This is a genomic window from Streptococcus pseudopneumoniae, assembly GCF_001068775.1.
Lineage (GTDB): Bacteria > Bacillota > Bacilli > Lactobacillales > Streptococcaceae > Streptococcus > Streptococcus pseudopneumoniae_N.
The window spans coordinates 16,532-34,266 of sequence record NZ_JWAJ01000099.1; the positions used below are offsets into that span (position 1 = coordinate 16,532).

Annotated in this window: 17 protein-coding genes; 11 read left to right on the plus strand and 6 right to left on the minus strand. The window is 39.6% G+C overall.

Features of this window, described 5'->3' with window-relative positions:
- Window positions 1–148 precede the first annotated feature (148 nt).
- The 9 genes from dnaG to ADF68_RS11215 all read left to right on the plus strand — a co-directional run bounded on the left by dnaG (window position 149) and on the right by ADF68_RS11215 (window position 7,789).
- Window positions 149–1,909 (plus strand): DNA primase, encoded by a 1,761-nt coding sequence (dnaG, locus tag ADF68_RS05335; RefSeq protein WP_049548926.1) that lies wholly within the window; start codon window positions 149–151, stop codon window positions 1,907–1,909.
- A gap of 2 nt (window positions 1,910–1,911) precedes the next feature.
- The gene (gene rpoD, locus ADF68_RS05340) at window positions 1,912–3,021 is read left to right on the plus strand and encodes an RNA polymerase sigma factor RpoD (protein ID WP_000201894.1); all 1,110 of its coding nucleotides are present in this window, start codon (window positions 1,912–1,914) and stop codon (window positions 3,019–3,021) included.
- Between the two features lie 17 nt (window positions 3,022–3,038).
- The gene (locus ADF68_RS05345; protein ID WP_049548927.1) at window positions 3,039–3,368 is read left to right on the plus strand and encodes a metal-sulfur cluster assembly factor; all 330 of its coding nucleotides are present in this window, start codon (window positions 3,039–3,041) and stop codon (window positions 3,366–3,368) included.
- 100 nt (window positions 3,369–3,468) lie between these two features.
- Window positions 3,469–4,521, plus strand: coding sequence for a glycosyltransferase family 4 protein (locus ADF68_RS05350; RefSeq protein ID WP_075230869.1), 1,053 nt, complete (start codon window positions 3,469–3,471; stop codon window positions 4,519–4,521).
- 8 nt (window positions 4,522–4,529) lie between these two features.
- Window positions 4,530–5,846 (plus strand): glycosyltransferase family 4 protein, encoded by a 1,317-nt coding sequence (locus tag ADF68_RS05355; RefSeq protein WP_049548928.1) that lies wholly within the window; start codon window positions 4,530–4,532, stop codon window positions 5,844–5,846.
- Between the two features lie 26 nt (window positions 5,847–5,872).
- Entirely contained in the window at window positions 5,873–6,064 is a 192-nt protein-coding gene (locus ADF68_RS05360; protein WP_075229473.1) for a PspC domain-containing protein, read from the plus strand.
- Between the two features lie 30 nt (window positions 6,065–6,094).
- A complete protein-coding gene (locus ADF68_RS05365) occupies window positions 6,095–6,229 on the plus strand; it encodes a DUF4044 domain-containing protein (RefSeq protein ID WP_049548929.1) in 135 nt (44 codons plus the stop codon).
- Window positions 6,230–6,304: 75 nt separating this feature from the next.
- Window positions 6,305–7,615 (plus strand): GTPase ObgE, encoded by a 1,311-nt coding sequence (gene obgE / locus ADF68_RS05370; protein ID WP_049548930.1) that lies wholly within the window; start codon window positions 6,305–6,307, stop codon window positions 7,613–7,615.
- Between the two features lie 9 nt (window positions 7,616–7,624).
- On the plus strand, window positions 7,625–7,789 hold the full coding sequence (locus ADF68_RS11215) for a hypothetical protein (RefSeq protein ID WP_000502583.1): 165 nt from the start codon (window positions 7,625–7,627) through the stop codon (window positions 7,787–7,789).
- A 35-nt stretch (window positions 7,790–7,824) separates the two neighbouring features.
- On the opposite strand, the gene ADF68_RS05380 is transcribed toward ADF68_RS11215, so the two are convergent.
- The 6 genes from ADF68_RS05380 to nrdH all read right to left on the minus strand — a co-directional run bounded on the left by ADF68_RS05380 (window position 7,825) and on the right by nrdH (window position 15,363).
- Window positions 7,825–8,295: an arginine repressor gene (locus ADF68_RS05380; protein WP_049548931.1), complete on the minus strand. Its 471-nt coding sequence runs from the start codon at window positions 8,293–8,295 to the stop codon at window positions 7,825–7,827.
- The gene (locus tag ADF68_RS05385; RefSeq protein ID WP_049548932.1) at window positions 8,246–10,585 is read right to left on the minus strand and encodes a Xaa-Pro dipeptidyl-peptidase; all 2,340 of its coding nucleotides are present in this window, start codon (window positions 10,583–10,585) and stop codon (window positions 8,246–8,248) included. Before ADF68_RS05385 ends, ADF68_RS05380 begins: the two co-directional genes overlap by 50 nt.
- Window positions 10,586–10,860: 275 nt before the next feature.
- Window positions 10,861–11,628: a DeoR/GlpR family DNA-binding transcription regulator gene (locus ADF68_RS05390; RefSeq protein ID WP_049548933.1), complete on the minus strand. Its 768-nt coding sequence runs from the start codon at window positions 11,626–11,628 to the stop codon at window positions 10,861–10,863.
- A gap of 132 nt (window positions 11,629–11,760) precedes the next feature.
- Window positions 11,761–12,723, minus strand: a complete 963-nt coding sequence (nrdF, locus tag ADF68_RS05395; RefSeq protein ID WP_049548934.1) for a class 1b ribonucleoside-diphosphate reductase subunit beta — start codon at window positions 12,721–12,723, stop codon at window positions 11,761–11,763.
- Window positions 12,724–12,916: 193 nt separating this feature from the next.
- A complete protein-coding gene (gene nrdE, locus ADF68_RS05400; RefSeq protein WP_049548935.1) occupies window positions 12,917–15,076 on the minus strand; it encodes a class 1b ribonucleoside-diphosphate reductase subunit alpha in 2,160 nt (719 codons plus the stop codon).
- A 68-nt stretch (window positions 15,077–15,144) separates the two neighbouring features.
- Window positions 15,145–15,363 (minus strand): glutaredoxin-like protein NrdH, encoded by a 219-nt coding sequence (nrdH, locus tag ADF68_RS05405; protein ID WP_000259242.1) that lies wholly within the window; start codon window positions 15,361–15,363, stop codon window positions 15,145–15,147.
- A 363-nt stretch (window positions 15,364–15,726) separates the two neighbouring features.
- On the opposite strand from nrdH, the gene ADF68_RS05410 reads away from it, so the two are divergent.
- Together ADF68_RS05410 and ptsP are read left to right on the plus strand one after the other, a co-directional pair.
- Window positions 15,727–15,990 (plus strand): phosphocarrier protein HPr, encoded by a 264-nt coding sequence (locus ADF68_RS05410; RefSeq protein ID WP_000146952.1) that lies wholly within the window; start codon window positions 15,727–15,729, stop codon window positions 15,988–15,990.
- Window positions 15,991–15,994: 4 nt separating this feature from the next.
- Window positions 15,995–17,728, plus strand: a complete 1,734-nt coding sequence (gene ptsP / locus ADF68_RS05415; protein ID WP_025171271.1) for a phosphoenolpyruvate--protein phosphotransferase — start codon at window positions 15,995–15,997, stop codon at window positions 17,726–17,728.
- Window positions 17,729–17,735 lie beyond the last annotated feature (7 nt).

Genomic DNA, 17,735 nt, shown 5'->3' on the forward strand with positions numbered 1-17,735 from the left:
TAGAATGGTTTGCTCAAAAGATTCACTTTTTCATGACAGCTGGAAACTTATGAAATAGTCTCATGTAAAGTGTATGAAATGGTTTACTTTTTTTCAGAAATAAGCTATACTAGTTAGAGTAAACTGTGATAAAATGGAGGTATTGTCTATGGTTGACAAGAGACTCATCGAAGAGATCAAAAACAATACCAATATTGTCGAAATCATAGGAGAAGTGATTTCCTTACAAAAATCTGGACGGAACTTTTTAGGGCTCTGTCCTTTTCATGGTGAAAAGACACCTTCCTTTAACGTGGTCGAGGATAAGCAGTTTTACCATTGCTTTGGATGTGGTCGTTCTGGAGATGTTTTTAAGTTTATCGAGGAGTATCAGCAAGTAACCTTTGCGGATGCGGTGAGGATATTAGCTGAGAGACTTGGAATTCAGATGGCGGCGCCTGTTCAAAGTTCAGTACAGCCTAGGTCACCCCATCAAAATCTCTATGATATGCATGACAAGGCTGCTCGGTTTTATCATGCCATCCTCATGACGACGAAGATGGGTGAAAAGGCCAGGAACTATCTCTATAAACGTGGCTTAACAGATGATGTTCTAAAGCATTTTATGATTGGTTTGGCTCCAGCAGAACGCTCTTATCTCTATCAACGTTTAGCAGATGATTATAGCGAAAATGACTTGCTGGATTCAGGTTTGTTTTACCTATCTGAGAGTAATCAATTTTTTGATACTTTTCAGAATCGTATTATGTTTCCACTTTCAAATGATCAAGGAAAGGTGATTGCCTTTTCTGGTCGAATTTGGCAAGAGACCGATTCTCAAACTGGAAAGTATAAAAATAGTCGAGCGACGACAATTTTTAACAAGAGTTACGAATTATATCATTTGGAGAGGATAAAAAAAGGATCGGGCAAGGCTCCTGAAATCTACCTGATGGAAGGGTTTATGGATGTCATTGCGGCTTATCGCGCTGGTATTGAAAATGCAGTTGCTTCTATGGGTACCGCACTGACGAGTGAACATGTGGAGCATCTAAAACGCTTTACTAAAAAGGTTATCGTCACTTATGACGGAGATAAGGCTGGGCAAGCTGCCACAGCGAAAGCCTTGGATGAGCTTAAAGATTTACCTGTCCAAGTCGTCCAGATTCCTGACGCAATGGATCCGGATGAATATCTGCAGAAAAACTCTCCTCAAGACTTGGCTTATCTATTAACCAATACACGCATTAGTCCTGTTGAGTTTTACATTCATCATTTCAGACCTGAAAATAGTGAAAATCTACAAGCCCAGATTGAATTTATAGAGAAAATTGCCCCCTTAATCGCCAAGGAACCCTCTATCACAGCTCAGAATTCCTACATTCACATTTTGACGGATCACTTGCCATCTTTTGACTATCAGCAAGTCGAACATATTGTCAATGAAAGTCGTGTCAGACAGAGAAAGGAGAAGGTCAAGGAGACCTATAGTCCGAGTCCTGTCACTATGTCTGTTACCAAGCAGCTGACAGCAGTGATGAGAGCGGAAGCCCATATCCTCTACCGAATGATGGAACATCCCTTGGTGCTTAATGACTATCGCTTAAGAGAGGATTTTATCTTTGAAACTCCAGAGTTTCAGACCTTGTATGGACTCTTGATTGATAATGGAAGTATCTCATCTGAGGATTTGTCTCATCAGACCAGAGAAGTGGAGAGTGCTTGGTATCAAGTCCTAGCCTTAGATTTGCCACCTGAGATGTCCCCTAACGAGTTAGCCGAAGTGGAAGAGTCTAGAAAAAGAGCTCTTTTGAATCAGGAAAATCTGCAAATTAAAAAGAAAGTTCAGGAAGCTAGCCATGTCGGTGATACAGACACCGCATTAGAAGAGCTAGAACGCTTAATTGCCCAAAAAAGAAGAATGGAGTAAGAATGGCAACAAAACAAAAAGAAGTAACAACCTTTGACGTCCAAGTAGCGGAATTTATTCGCAATCATAAAAAAACTGGTACAGCAACTGATGATGAAATCAATAACGCCCTCGTAATTCCCTTCACTTTAGATGTGGAAGGAATTGAGAATCTTTTGCAACGCATTCAAGATGCTGGTATCTCAATTACGGACAACGAAGGAAATCCAAGTGCGCGTGTTTTGAGCACTGAGGAAGAACCAGAGTTGACTGATGAAGATTTGATTGGTTCAACCTCTGCTAAGGTCAATGACCCTGTCCGTATGTATTTGAAGGAAATCGGGGTTGTGCCTCTGCTTACAAATGAAGAGGAAAAAGAGTTGGCCCTTGCTGTTGAAGCAGGTGACATCGAAGCGAAACAACGCCTTGCAGAAGCTAACCTTCGTCTGGTTGTTTCTATCGCTAAACGTTATGTTGGACGTGGAATGCAGTTCCTTGACTTGATTCAAGAAGGAAACATGGGCTTGATGAAGGCCGTTGATAAGTTTGACTATTCTAAAGGGTTCAAATTCTCAACTTATGCAACTTGGTGGATTCGTCAGGCTATTACTCGTGCCATTGCTGACCAAGCTCGTACTATCCGTATCCCAGTACACATGGTTGAAACCATTAACAAGCTTGTCCGTGAGCAACGTAATCTTCTTCAAGAGTTGGGACAAGATCCAACTCCTGAACAAATCGCTGAACGCATGGATATGACACCTGACAAGGTTCGTGAAATCCTCAAGATTGCCCAAGAGCCGGTTTCTCTTGAAACACCAATCGGTGAAGAGGATGACAGCCACCTTGGTGATTTTATCGAGGATGAAGTGATTGAAAATCCAGTGGACTACACAACTCGTATCGTCTTGCGTGAACAGTTGGATGAAGTGTTAGACACATTGACTGACCGTGAAGAGAATGTCTTGCGTCTCCGTTTTGGTCTCGATGATGGGAAAATGCGTACCTTGGAGGATGTTGGTAAAGTCTTTAACGTAACGCGTGAACGTATCCGTCAGATTGAGGCCAAAGCTTTGAGAAAACTTCGCCAGCCAAGTCGAAGCAAACCACTTCGTGATTTCATTGAAGATTAATCTGAGGGAGAGTGAAAATGGCTTATACAGAAGAACAGATTGAAAACATCAAAACACGTATTTTGACAGCCCTAGAAGAAGTGATTGACCCAGAATTGGGAATTGATATCGTCAATCTAGGCTTGATCTACGAGATTCGTTTTGATGGCGATACAGGTGAGACTGAAATTGATATGACCTTAACAACCATGGGTTGTCCCTTGGCAGATCTTTTAACCGACCAAATCTATGATGCTATGACGGATGTTCCAGAGGTTACTAACGTTGATGTGAAATTAGTTTGGTATCCAGCTTGGACGGTTGAAAAAATGAGCCGCTATGCTCGCATTGCTTTAGGTATCAAGTAAGTAAATGATAAAAAGAGAAATAGTGTTGACGCCAGGAAATTCCCAGCTTTTATACTATCTCTCTTTTAATTTGCTGATTTTATTTGAAGAAAATGGTATAATGGTTACTATGGAAAAAGAGAAATTACGCATCAATATGCTAAGTTCAAGTGAAAAAGTGGCGGGCCAAGGTGTGTCTGGTGCTTACCGTGAACTGGTACAGCTTTTAAAACGAGATGCGAAAGACCAACTGATCGTAACAGAAAATCTTCCAATCGAAGCGGATGTTACTCATTTTCATACGATTGATTTTCCTTATTATCTCTCGACCTTTCAGAAAAAACGTTCTGGTCGTAAGATTGGCTATGTTCACTTCTTACCTGATACCTTGGAAGGTAGTTTGAAGATTCCATTCTTCTTAAAGGGGATTGTCAAACGCTATGTATTTTCTTTTTATGACCGTATGGAGCATCTGGTTGTGGTCAATCCTACCTTCATTGAGGATTTAGTGGCTGCTGGAATTCCACGTGAAAAAGTGACCTATATTCCTAACTTTGTCAATAAAGAAAAATGGCATTCACTTCCTATAGAGCAAGTTGAGCAACTTCGTAAAGATATGGGAATTGATGAGAATCAGTTTGTAGTCGTTGGTGCAGGTCAGGTTCAGAAGCGTAAAGGAATAGATGACTTTATCACTCTAGCTGAGGAATTACCGGATATCACTTTTATTTGGGCTGGTGGCTTCTCTTTTGGGGGAATAACGGATGGTTATGAACGCTATAAAAAGATTATGGATAATCCTCCAGAGAATCTGATTTTCCCTGGAATTGTTGAGCCAGAACGGATGAGAGAACTCTATGCTTTGGCAGATTTGTTCTTACTTCCTAGCTATAACGAGCTCTTTCCAATGACTATTTTAGAGGCAGCAAGTTGTGAAGCTCCCATTATGCTTCGTGATCTAGAACTTTACAAGGTCATTCTAGAAGGAAATTACAGACCAACCACCGATGTGGAAGAGATGAAACAAGCTATTATGGAATATAGAGAGCATCCAGAAGCTTTGAAAGCGTTGAAAGAAAAGGCCAAGGCTATTTCAAGAGAATACTCAGAAGAGCATCTTTTAGAAATATGGCTAAAATTCTATCAGGAGCAAGCGGCTTTAGGAAAAAAATGAGGTAGTATATGCGAATTGGATTATTTACAGATACTTATTTCCCACAGGTTTCGGGTGTTGCAACCAGTATTCGAACCTTAAAAACAGAGCTTGAAAAGCAAGGACATGCAGTCTTTATCTTCACGACAACCGATAAGGATGTCAATCGTTATGAAGACTGGCAGATTATCCGTATCCCTAGTGTTCCTTTCTTTGCCTTTAAGGATCGACGTTTCGCCTATCGTGGATTTACAAAAGCTCTTGAGATTGCTAAACAGTATCAACTAGACATTATTCATACGCAAACTGAATTTTCTCTTGGTTTATTAGGGATTTGGATTGCGCGTGAATTGCAGATTCCAGTCATTCACACCTATCATACCCAGTATGAAGACTATGTTCACTACATTGCTAAGGGCTTGTTAATTCGTCCTAGCATGGTCAAGTATCTTGTAAGGGGATTTCTTCATGATGTTGATGGAGTGATTTGTCCAAGTGAAATTGTGCGAGACCTCCTATCAGATTATAAGGTCAAAGTAGAAAAACGAGTTATTCCTACAGGGATTGAGCTAGCCAAGTTTGAACGACCTGAGATTGAACCAGAACATATCGTAGACTTACGTGATAAATTAGGCATTAAGAAAGATGAAAAGATGCTTCTTAGTCTTTCCCGGGTGTCTTACGAAAAGAACATTCAAGCTGTTTTGGCAGCACTTCCAGATGTTCTAAAAGAAGAGCAAAATGTTAAATTAGTCGTTGCTGGAGATGGACCTTATCTGGAAAACCTCAAGGAGCAAGCAGAAGATTTGCAGATTCAGGATTCTGTTATCTTTACAGGTATGATCGCTCCAAGCGAGACAGCACTTTACTATAAGGCGGCTGATTTCTTCATTTCAGCTTCAACTAGTGAGACGCAAGGCTTGACCTATCTTGAAAGTCTTGCAAGTAAGACTCCGGTAATAGCTCATGGAAATCCTTATCTAGATAATTTGATTAGCGATAAGATGTTTGGAACTCTTTATTATGAAGAGAGAGATTTAGCAGGGGCTATTTTAGAAGCTTTAATTGCAACTCCAAAGATGGATGAAAAACTTTTGGCTGAAAAATTATATGAAATTTCAGCTGAGAATTTTGCTAAGAGAGTCCATGAGTTTTATTTGGATGCTATCATCTCAAACAATTTTGAAAAAGAATTAACTCGTGATGAGCCGATGACACAACGGATTTTAAAGACAGTATTTTACTTGCCACAGCAGGCAGTTTCAGTTCCAGTCAAAAGTTCTAAACGAATGTTAAAAGCATCCAAGAAACAGTTGAATGATTTGAGAGATTATTGGAATGACTAAGGTCTTCGAAGAAAGGAAATGAAGAAATGAAAAAGAAATTTATGAGAAGCAGTCGAGATCAAAAAATTGGTGGAGTATGCGCTGGTTTAGCTAATTATTTTGATATTGATCCGACAATCGTACGTGTGATCTGGGGAGTTCTAGCTTTTTGTTATGGTAGCGGACTTATTGCTTACTTAATCTTGTGGGCAATTGCTCCAGTCTCGGAAGAGTATTAAAAATAGGGAATTTTAGAAAAGGAGAAAATAATGGCATTTGGTGATAATGGAAAACGTAAAAAAACATTTTTTGAGAAATTGACACTATTCGTCGTTTTGATTATGTTGTTCGTAACCTTAGCAGGTATCTTTGCTACAGCCATCGGTGTATTTAGCAGATTTTAAAATGCTAGATTTTCTAGCAAGTAGTAATAGTTGGTGACTGGGATTTCCCAGCCCTTTTTAAAGTGAGAAAAGAATATGAGTATGTTTTTAGATACAGCCAAGATTAAGGTCAAGGCTGGAAATGGCGGTGATGGGATGGTTGCCTTTCGCCGTGAAAAATATGTCCCTAATGGAGGACCATGGGGTGGTGACGGTGGCCGTGGTGGTAACGTTGTTTTCGTTGTAGATGAAGGTTTACGTACCCTTATGGATTTCCGTTACAATCGTCATTTTAAAGCCCAGTCAGGTGAAAAAGGAATGACTAAAGGAATGCACGGACGCGGTGCAGAAGACTTGATTGTCCGAGTACCTCAAGGTACAACTGTGCGTGATGCAGAAACTGGAAAAGTTATCACTGACTTGATTGAGCACGGCCAAGAGTTTATCGTTGCTCACGGTGGTCGAGGTGGTCGTGGGAATATCCGTTTTGCGACACCAAAAAATCCTGCACCTGAAATCTCAGAAAATGGAGAACCTGGTCAGGAACGTGAGTTACAGTTAGAACTTAAAATCCTTGCGGATGTTGGTTTGGTTGGCTTCCCTTCAGTTGGTAAATCAACTCTACTCAGTGTGATTACCTCTGCAAAACCTAAAATTGGTGCCTACCACTTTACAACAATCGTTCCAAATCTTGGTATGGTCCGTACCCAATCAGGTGAGTCCTTTGCAGTGGCAGACCTCCCTGGTTTGATCGAAGGCGCTAGTCAAGGTGTGGGCTTGGGGACTCAGTTCCTTCGCCATATTGAGCGTACTCGCGTTATCCTTCACATCATCGATATGTCAGCCAGTGAAGGACGTGATCCTTACGAAGATTATCTAGCTATTAACAAAGAGTTGGAATCTTACAACCTTCGTCTTATGGAACGTCCCCAAATCATTGTTGCTAATAAGATGGATATGCCAGAAAGCAAAGAAAACCTTGAAGAATTCAAGAAAAAATTGGCAGCTAACTATGATGAGTTCGAGGACTTACCAGCCATCTTCCCAATCTCAGGTTTGACTAAGCAAGGTCTTGCACCTTTACTTGATGCAACAGCCGAGCTTCTTGATAAGACACCAGAATTCCTTCTTTATGATGAGTCAGAAATGGAAGAAGAAGTTTATTATGGCTTTGACGAAGAAGAAAAACCATTTGAAATTAGTCGTGATGACGATGCAACTTGGGTACTTTCAGGTGAAAAACTCATTAAACTCTTTAACATGACTAACTTTGATCGTGATGAGTCTGTCATGAAGTTTGCTCGTCAGTTGCGCGGTATGGGAGTTGATGAAGCTCTCCGTGCCCGTGGTGCCAAGGATGGAGATCTAGTTCGTATCGGCAAATTTGAGTTTGAGTTTGTAGACTAGGAGATAGCTATGGGAGATAAACCGATATCTTTCCGAGATGCTGATGGAAATTTTGTTTCTGCAGCAGACGTCTGGAATGAGAAGAAGTTAGAAGAACTGTTTAATCGCCTCAATCCAAATCGTGCTTTGAGACTAGCAAGAACTAAAAAGCAAGCTGAAAATAGCAAATCATAAAATAATCCCGTGATGATAGTCATCACGGGATTTTGTTACCGATCAAAAAATAGAGGTGGTGCAAATTGTTTGAGGCGTTCAAAGCAAGATTGAGCTTGTTCTTTATCCTCGCAGATAACCAAACAGACATCATTGCCACAGATGGTAGCCACAACTTCAGGGAAGTTTAGGGCATCTAAGATGGATCCAAAGGATTGCGCCAAACCTGGATAGGTTTTGATGACAACCTGGTGTTGAACAGGATGCATCATGTAGAGGGCTTCCTCCATATACACTTCTAGGCGTTTTTCCCACTTGGATGTAGAGTCAGTGTTGATTGAATAATAGGAGTGTTCACCTTCACGAATCTTAGAAAGATTCATCAGATTGATGTCTCTTGAAAGTGTTGCTTGTGTGACCTGTACTCCGTTTTCAATCAGTAGTTCTTGTAATTCAGTTTGGGTATGAATTTTTTGTTTAGTGATTAGGGCTCGGATGAGCTGGTGTCTTTGCTCGGCTTTGTTCATCTACAGTTACCTCCCTTTTAAAAGGTATCTCAAGATTGGACTGTGCAAGGTCGACAGTCAAGTGATAGTCTGTATTGTCACGTACAGTAATCTCAAAGTCTGTTGTGTAAAGAACGAGACGTACTGTATCGCCTTCTTTTAGTTTGTAAATAGTTGGTTGGAGTTCAAATTGGAATTCCATCCATTCATCTGGCTTGATCTCTTCGATTTTCAATAAACCATGACGATTTTGAAGATTGAGATAGCCTTTGGTGATAACACGCTGTGCATTTAGGCTAAATGGTAGTTCGCAAAGGTTTTCCAGCATGTGGTAACGACCATTATCAATAGTACGAGCAGCCAAAACTCCTGGATATGGTTGTAGGTATTTCTTTTGACCAAGTTCGAGAAATTGGGCAGAGAGAAGACCTTTATTAGTACTTGACTTGAGACGAAGGTTTAGTTTAACACGACCATTGATATGAAGATCTTCAGTCACTGGAAGATCAATGGTAATCTGATTCACCTTACCTTGATACAATTCATTATTAAAGGTTTGGTAGGTCTTTCCAAATCGTTCGAAGTCAGAATCTTGGTAATGATTTTCAATGACAGCTTCTTCAGTACCTAAAGAGAAAGCTTTATGGTCACTTTGATTTCCAAAATCTTCAAGTGACAGCCAGGTTTGAGGAGCAGTATTGTCTTGCCAAACGACTCTTGGAAGTTGGTAGTCAGTTTCTTGCTCCAATAATTTCTGCGTCAAAAGAGTATTCATGGATTCACGGAAATCAATAGACTGCCAGTTGTTCATATAAACATGGGCGCCGTTATGGTAAAAGAGATGTTTTTTAATATTGCTTGGAAGAGCATTGAACATTTGATAGACATGAAGTGGTTTTACATTCCAGTCTTGTGAACCGTGGGTAAAGACAACTTCAGCCTTAACCTTTTGGGCATTGAGTAGGTAGTTGCGGTCATGCCAAAATTGGTTATAATCTCCAGTTTTACGGTCTAAATTTTTCTTCAGTTCTTCTATAGAATCTTTATGAGCCTCGTTTCCACGAATATAGTCACCAGCTAAGAGATTACGAGAATAAGTTAATTCATCTAATGAATCGAAGTCCTCCCCTGGATAGCCACCAGGGCTTGTTACCAGACCATTTTCTCGGTAATAGTTGTACCAAGAAGAAATACCGGCTTCAACAATGATGACCTCTAAACCATCCACTCCTGTGCTAGCAAGACCATTAGACATTGTTCCTAGATAAGAAAGACCAGTAGTGGCGACTTTACCATTGGACCAGTCAGCCTTGACTTGACGTTCACGACTATGGTCTGTAAAGGCACGACAACGACCATTGAGCCAATCAATGACATTTTTATAGGCTTCAACTTGTCGGTAGTCACCATTAATCATCTGACCTTGAGAATCCTTTGTACCAAGACCAGATACGTAGATATTTGCAAATCCTCTTGGAAGGAAGTAGTCGTTAAGTGTGTAGCTGCTATTGATATGAGTCAGTTTTTCTTCGGCTTCTGAAACGAGGTCTGCTTGGCCAACTGGCTCAACAAAACTAATCCTTGGTTCTTCTAAGCCAATCTCGTGAGGTTCTTTGACTGCTAACTCCCCTTCCATTTTGTAAAGAGCTTTATCGCTTGCTTTATCATTGGTTCCTTGATGGTAAGGACTTGCAGTCATGACTGCTGGAATTTTGCCATTGTAAGTCGGACGGATGATGCTAACCTTGACTAAATCAGGTAGACCATCATTATCAGAATCAATACGAGTTTCTACATAAACAACTTCACGAATAACATTGTTAGTTGAGAAAGTAGCCAAACTCTTTCCATTGAAGTAGTGGTAATCATTGTCCTCAGGGATAAGACCATCACTAACTAGCTGATCAATCAAGGTATTTCCCTTTTTAGTGCGCGTGTTAAGGAGTTGATAGAGATTGTCAATCAAATCTCCGTATACAATAGGGAATGCCGTTTCTTTATGAAAAGCTAGACCATCTTCAAAGTCTATTAAGTAGTTGAAACCAAGCAACTGAAAGGTAACAGTATAGAAAATTTCTGAAGTTAATTCACGATCAGAATTGAAGAAAGTGAGTAGATCAGTTTCTTTGTCAACCGCTAAAGTTGTGAGGGGATAATCCGTATTTTTATAATTGAAAAAATAAGTTCTAACAAAAGCTTCAAACTGTTCCTTAGCTGAATCTGTTGGATCAAGCTTGAACCCAAGGTTGGATAATTCCTGTAAAGCTTCTTGCTGGCTTACAGGATAGTAACTGAATTGATTAAAACGCATAGATGCCTCCTTTGAAGAATCATTCTGAATTTATTATATCAAAAAAGCAAGGAAAATGATAGAAAATACAAGTAACTGTTATAATAAACTAAAAAGGAGGACTTCGTGAAATGGAATATAAAAAGACAGATTCGAGGAATCTATTAAATTAAAAATACAGAAATCATAGATTTTGAAAAATAATTGAAATATTTTAGATTGCACGCTTAATATAAAATAAAAAACTAGCCATTGAATTAGTAGCAGTTACTAGATTCTATGACTAGTTGTAGAGTTTAAGGTTTAGACTTGATAATTTTAGTTTGTTTAGATAGGGATAGGAGTGTTTCGTCACTTAATTTAGAATCAGTGATAATAGTATCGATATCTGAAATGTTGTAAAATGTAAAGAAATCAAACTTATCAAATTTGCTATGGTCAGCGAGGAGATACTTTTTATTGGCGTTTTCCAGTGCTAATTTCTGAGCTTCTCCTTCGTCTTCACTAAAAGTAGCGATAGCGTGATCCTTGATACCATTACAACTAACGAAGGCTTTTGAAAATTGCAAATTGGAAATATCTTGGAGGGTTAGAGTGCCTACAAATGCTCCAGTAATTGAACGATAATTACCACCGATTAGAATTAGATCAGTCAACTTACGCTCGTTTAGAATGAGAAATACAGGCAAACTATTGGTAACAACACGGATGTTATCGATAGAAAGCTCACGCGCAAAGAACTCTAACGTAGTACCTGGACCGATAAAAATAGTTTCTCTTTCTTCAACTAAGTGACTAGCAAAGCGAGCAATTTCTTGCTTTTCTGCTGTTTGTAGTCCTTGTTTTTCAACGTTAGAACGCTCATTGTTTAACAAAGAACCTGTTCGAAGTTTTTCAGCTCCACCATGAACTCGAACCAGCAAATCCTTATCCGCTAACTCTTGTAAATATCGTCTAGCTGTCATATCGGAAATATCAAGGCGATTCATAATCTCTTTAACAGTGATAGTCCCTTTTGTATTAACAATTTCTAAAATAGTATCTAGTTTTTCTTGCTTAAGCATCGGATCACCTCCATATCTATTACTATAATACCATAAACTGGAAAATCAATCAATGTAAAGAACAAAAATAAACAAAAACAAAAAAACATCTGAGTTTTTAAACAAAGTCAGATGTTTTCGTAAAGTCTTGTATTAATCTAGACCATAGTTATAGTCATCATCTTGCATAGCTTCAACTTCACCAAGTAGATAACCATTACCAACTTGAGAGAAGAAGTCGTGGTTTGATGTACCAGTTGAAATACCATTCATAACGATAGGGTTGACATCGTCAGCTGAGTCAGGGAAGAGAGGATCTTGCCCCAAGTTCATAAGGGCCTTATTAGCATTGTAACGAAGGAAGATTTTAACTTCTTCAGTCCATCCAACTCCGTCGTATAGGCTTTCAGTATATCCTTCCTCGTTCTCATAAAGAGTATAAAGGAGATCGTACATCCATTCTTTGAGTTTTTCTTGCTCATCTTCTGGCAATTCATTGAAACCAAGTTGGAATTTGTAGCCGATGTAGGTTCCATGAACTGATTCATCACGAATAATCAATTTGATAATTTCTGCTACGTTGGCCAACTTGTTGTTTCCAAGATAGTAGAGTGGTGTAAAGAAACCAGAGTAGAAAAGGAAGGTTTCAAGGAAAACACTAGCTACTTTCTTCTCAAGAGGAGTTCCGTTTAGGTAGATTTCGTTGACGATCTCAGCCTTCTTTTGTAGGTAAGGATTGGTATCAGTCCATTCGAAAATTTCATCAATCTCAGCCTTTGTATTCAAGGTAGAAAAGATTGATGAATAAGATTTTGCATGGACAGATTCCATAAATTGGATGTTATTGAAAACAGCTTCCTCGTGAGGCGTACGAATATCAGCACGAAGGGCTTGAACACCAGTTTCTGATTGCATGGTATCAAGAAGGGTCAAACCTCCAAAAACTTTACCAACAAGGTCTTTTTCCTTGTTAGAAAGCTTTCTCCAGTCATCTAGGTCATTTGACAAGGGAATACGTGTATCAAGCCAGAATTGCTCCGTCAGTTTTTCCCAAGTTGATTTGTCGATGACATCTTCGATGGCATTCCAGTTAATGGCTTTGTAGTAAGTTTCCATTTGAAATCTCTTTCTGTGTTTAGTATTGCGAACTCACAATTATCTCTATTTTATCATAATCCTAGAGGAGTTTCGCACAAAAAGTCGGAAGCCCGACTTTTTTGTTTTTCCATAGTATAGATGCTTATTCCAGTTTAGTTTAGCTCGGTAAATGAATACTTATCTGAGAAAATGTAGTTTCCTCAAGCAAAGATTAAATCACACAGCTCTCACATTGGTTAGCACCGACTTCTCCACCATCATCGGTAAAGGTACGGACGTAGTAGATAGACTTGATACCTTTGTTGAAGGCATAGTTACGAAGGATAGACAAGTCACGTGTCGTTTGTTTGTTTTCTTTTTTCCATTCGTAAAGTCCAGTCGGAATATCACTACGCATGAAGAGAGTGAGTGAAAGTCCTTGGTCTACATGCTCAGTTGCAGCTGCGTACACATCGATGACCTTACGCATATCCATGTCGTAAGCAGAAGTATAGTAAGGGATGGTTTCTGTTGACAATCCAGCAGCAGGGTAGTAGATCTTACCAATTTTCTTCTCTTGACGTTCTTCGATACGTTGCGTAATTGGGTGGATAGAAGCAGAAACATCGTTGATGTAGCTGATCGAACCATTTGGCGCTACAGCAAGGCGATTTTGGTGGTAAAGTCCATCTGCTTTAACTTTATCACGAAGTTCAGCCCAGTCAGCAGCAGTAGGGATAAAGATATCTTTGAAGAGTTCTTTAACACGGTCTGATTTCGGAAGAAATTCTCCAGTCAAATACTTATCAAAGTAGCTTCCGTTAGCATAGTCTGATTTCTCAAAGTTGTGGAAGGTAACACCACGTTCACGCGCGATGTTATTAGATTCTACCAAGGTCCAGTAGTTCATAAGCATAAAGTAAATGCTTGTAAACTCAACAGACTCAGGGGATCCATACTCAATCAGTTGTTGGGCAAGGTAGCTGTGAAGTCCCATAGCACCAAGCCCAAAGGTGTGAGCTTGGCTATTTCCATGGTCGATAGTAGGAACAGCTACGATGTGTGAACTATCTGTAACAAAAGTCAAAGCACGTACCATTGCACGGATAGAGCGACCAAAGTCAGGTGAAGTCATCATGTTGACCACGTTTGTTGAACCAAGGTTACATGAGACATCAGTCCCCATTTTAAGGAATTCTTGAGCATCGTTGATAAGACTTGGTTCTTGGACTTGAAGAATCTCTGAACACAAGTTACTCATGATAATCTTACCATCGACAGGATTTGCACGGTTAGCAGTATCGATGTTTACTACATAAGGATAGCCAGATTCTTGTTGCAATTTAGAAATTTCAGTTTCCAAATCACGCGCTTTGATTTTTGTCTTACGGATGTTTGGATTTGCAACTAGCTCATCGTATTTTTCTGTGATATCGATGTAGTTAAATGGCACGCCGTATTCAAGCTCTACAGAGTAAGGACTGAAGAGGTACATTTCTTCATTTTTACGAGCCAATTCGTAGAATTTATCTGGAACCACAACACCAAGTGAAAGAGTCTTGACACGCACTTTTTCATCGGCGTTTTCCTTCTTAGTTGAAAGGAAGGCGATGATATCTGGGTGAAAGACATTGAGGTAAACAACCCCAGCACCTTGACGTTGACCGAGTTGGTTAGAGTAAGAGAAGCTGTCTTCGAAAAGCTTCATAACTGGTACGACACCAGAAGCAGCACCCTCATAGCCTTTAATAGGAGCTCCAGCTTCACGAAGGTTGCTGAGGGAAATTCCCACACCACCACCAATACGTGAAAGTTGAAGAGCAGAGTTGATAGAACGTCCGATAGAGTTCATATCATCTGTTACCTGAATCAAGAAGCAAGATACCAATTCACCACGACGTGCACGACCTGCATTCAAGAAAGAAGGAGTAGCAGGTTGATAACGTTGGTGGATGATTTCATTAGCGATATCAATAGCAATCGCTTCATCACCATCCGCGAAGTAAAGGGCATTAAAGAAGACACGGTCTTCCATGCTTTCAAGATAGTACTCTCCGTCATTAGTTTTCAGAGCATACTGATTATAGAATTTATAGGCAGCCATGAAAGACTTAAATTGGAAGTTCTGATCCTTGATAAATTGATGCAGTTCTTCCAAAAATTCTGGACGGTATTTCTTGATAAATGCTGTCTCAATGTAGTTATGCTCAATGAGGAAGTTGATTTTATCCGTTATTGAGTCAAAAACCATTGTGTTAGGTACAACATTTTCTTTAAAGAAGGCTTCTAAAGCTTCCTTGTCTTTGTGAAGCATAATTTGTCCATTAACAGGACGGTTAATTTCATTATTAAGACGGAAGTAAGTCACATCTTCAAGTTGTTTTAATCCCATAAAAAATCCTTTATCTAATTACAAAAGAAAGGCTTCTAAGGTAGACATAGAAGCTTTTGTCCTGGTTCTTAAGCAAGTTGTTTGAGTTTACCTGGTTGGAAACCAGAGAAAACTTCTGTTGGTGTCTGAATAATAGGAGCAGCACTAAAGCCGAGCTCTTTTACTTGATCAATGTATTCAGGTTGTTCATCAAGATTGATTTCTTTATATTCAACATTATTACTGTCTAAAAAACGTTTCGTCATTTTACATTGGACACAGTTGTTTTTAGAATATACGGTTACCATTTCTGTAACTCCTCTTTAAAAAATTATTACTTTCTTAGTATATCAGAAAAAAAAACTTTGTCAACTTTCTAAAACTAAATCTTGTGTACTTATTTTACTGATTTTACTAACAAACACAATATATAGTGTAGCATTAAAAAATAATTACAGAAAAAGCAATGATTTCATTATAGGTGTCTCGACAAAAACTACATACTGTGTTTTGCTAAATTTAATAGAAGATTTTCAGCAAGTTATCTGAAAGGAAATTGAAGAAAGTCCATAAAATACTTGAAAAATATCAATGAAGGTGATATAATACTAAATTGTAAGGGTTATCAGATATGTAACTCAACAAGAAAACTATTAAAGGAGAGTCAAACTATGGCTTCTAAAGATTTCCACGTAGTGGCAGAAACAGGTATTCACGCACGTCCAGCAACATTGTTGGTACAAACAGCTAGCAAATTTGCTTCAGATATCACTCTTGAGTACAAAGGTAAATCAGTTAACCTTAAATCTATCATGGGTGTAATGAGCCTTGGTGTTGGTCAAGGTGCTGACGTTACAATCACTGCTGAAGGTGCAGACGCTGATGACGCTATCGCTGCAATCTCAGAAACAATGGAAAAAGAAGGATTGGCATAAGGAAATGACAGAAATGCTTAAAGGAATCGCAGCATCTGACGGTGTTGCAGTTGCAAAAGCATATCTACTCGTTCAACCGGATTTATCATTCGAGACTGTTACAGTCGAAGATACAAATGCAGAAGAGGCTCGTTTGGATGTTGCTCTTGAAGCTTCTCAAAACGAGCTTTCTCTTATCCGCGAGAAGGCTGTAGGTACGCTTGGTGAAGAAGCGGCACAAGTATTTGACGCTCACTTGATGGTTCTTGCTGACCCTGAATTGATCGGTCAAATCAAAGAAACTATCCGTGCTAAGAAAGTGAATGCAGAAGCAGGTCTGAAAGAAGTTACAGACATGTTTATCACAATCTTTGAAGGCATGGAAGACAACCCATACATGCAAGAACGTGCAGCGGATATCCGCGACGTAACAAAACGTGTATTGGCTAACCTCCTTGGTAAAAAATTGCCAAACCCAGCTTCTATCAATGAAGAAGTAATCGTGATTGCTCACGACTTGACTCCATCTGATACAGCTCAATTGGACAAAAACTTTGTTAAAGCTTTTGTAACAAACATTGGTGGTCGTACAAGTCACTCAGCTATCATGGCTCGTACACTTGAAATCGCTGCAGTTTTGGGTACAAACAATATCACTGAAATCGTTAAAGATGGTGACCTACTTGCTGTTAATGGTATTACAGGTGAAGTGATTATCAACCCTACTGAAGAACAAGCAGCTGAATTTAAAGCAGCTGGTGAAGCTTACGCTCAACAAAAAGCTGAGTGGGCACTCTTGAAGGATGCTCAAACAGTTACTGCTGACGGTAAACACTTCGAATTGGCTGCAAACATTGGTACTCCGAAAGACGTTGAAGGTGTTAATGATAACGGTGCAGAAGCTGTCGGTCTTTACCGTACAGAGTTCTTGTACATGGATTCTCAAGACTTCCCAACTGAAGACGAGCAGTATGAAGCATATAAGGCTGTTCTTGAAGGAATGAACGGTAAACCAGTTGTTGTCCGTACAATGGATATCGGTGGTGACAAGGAACTTCCTTACTTCGATATGCCTCATGAAATGAACCCATTCCTTGGATTCCGTGCTCTTCGTATCTCTATCTCTGAAACTGGAGACGCAATGTTCCGCACTCAAATCCGTGCACTTCTTCGTGCTTCTGTACATGGTCAATTGCGTATCATGTTCCCGATGGTTGCGCTTTTGAAAGAATTCCGTGCAGCTAAAGCAGTCTTCGATGAAGAAAAAGCTAACCTTCTTGCTGAAGGTGTTGCAGTTGCGGATGACATCCAAGTTGGTATCATGATCGAAATTCCTGCAGCAGCTATGCTTGCAGACCAATTTGCAAAAGAAGTTGATTTCTTCTCAATTGGTACAAACGATTTGATCCAATACACAATGGCGGCAGACCGTATGAACGAACAAGTTTCATACCTTTACCAACCATACAACCCATCAATCCTTCGTTTGATCAATAACGTTATCAAAGCAGCTCACGCTGAAGGTAAATGGGCTGGTATGTGTGGTGAAATGGCTGGTGACCAAACTGCTGTTCCACTTCTTGTCGGAATGGGCTTGGATGAGTTCTCTATGTCAGCAACATCTGTACTTCGTACACGTAGCTTGATGAAGAAACTTGACACTGCTAAAATGCAAGAATACGCTAACCGTGCTCTTACTGAATGTTCAACAATGGAAGAAGTTCTTGAACTTTCTAAAGAATACGTTAACTTCGATTAATCAATTA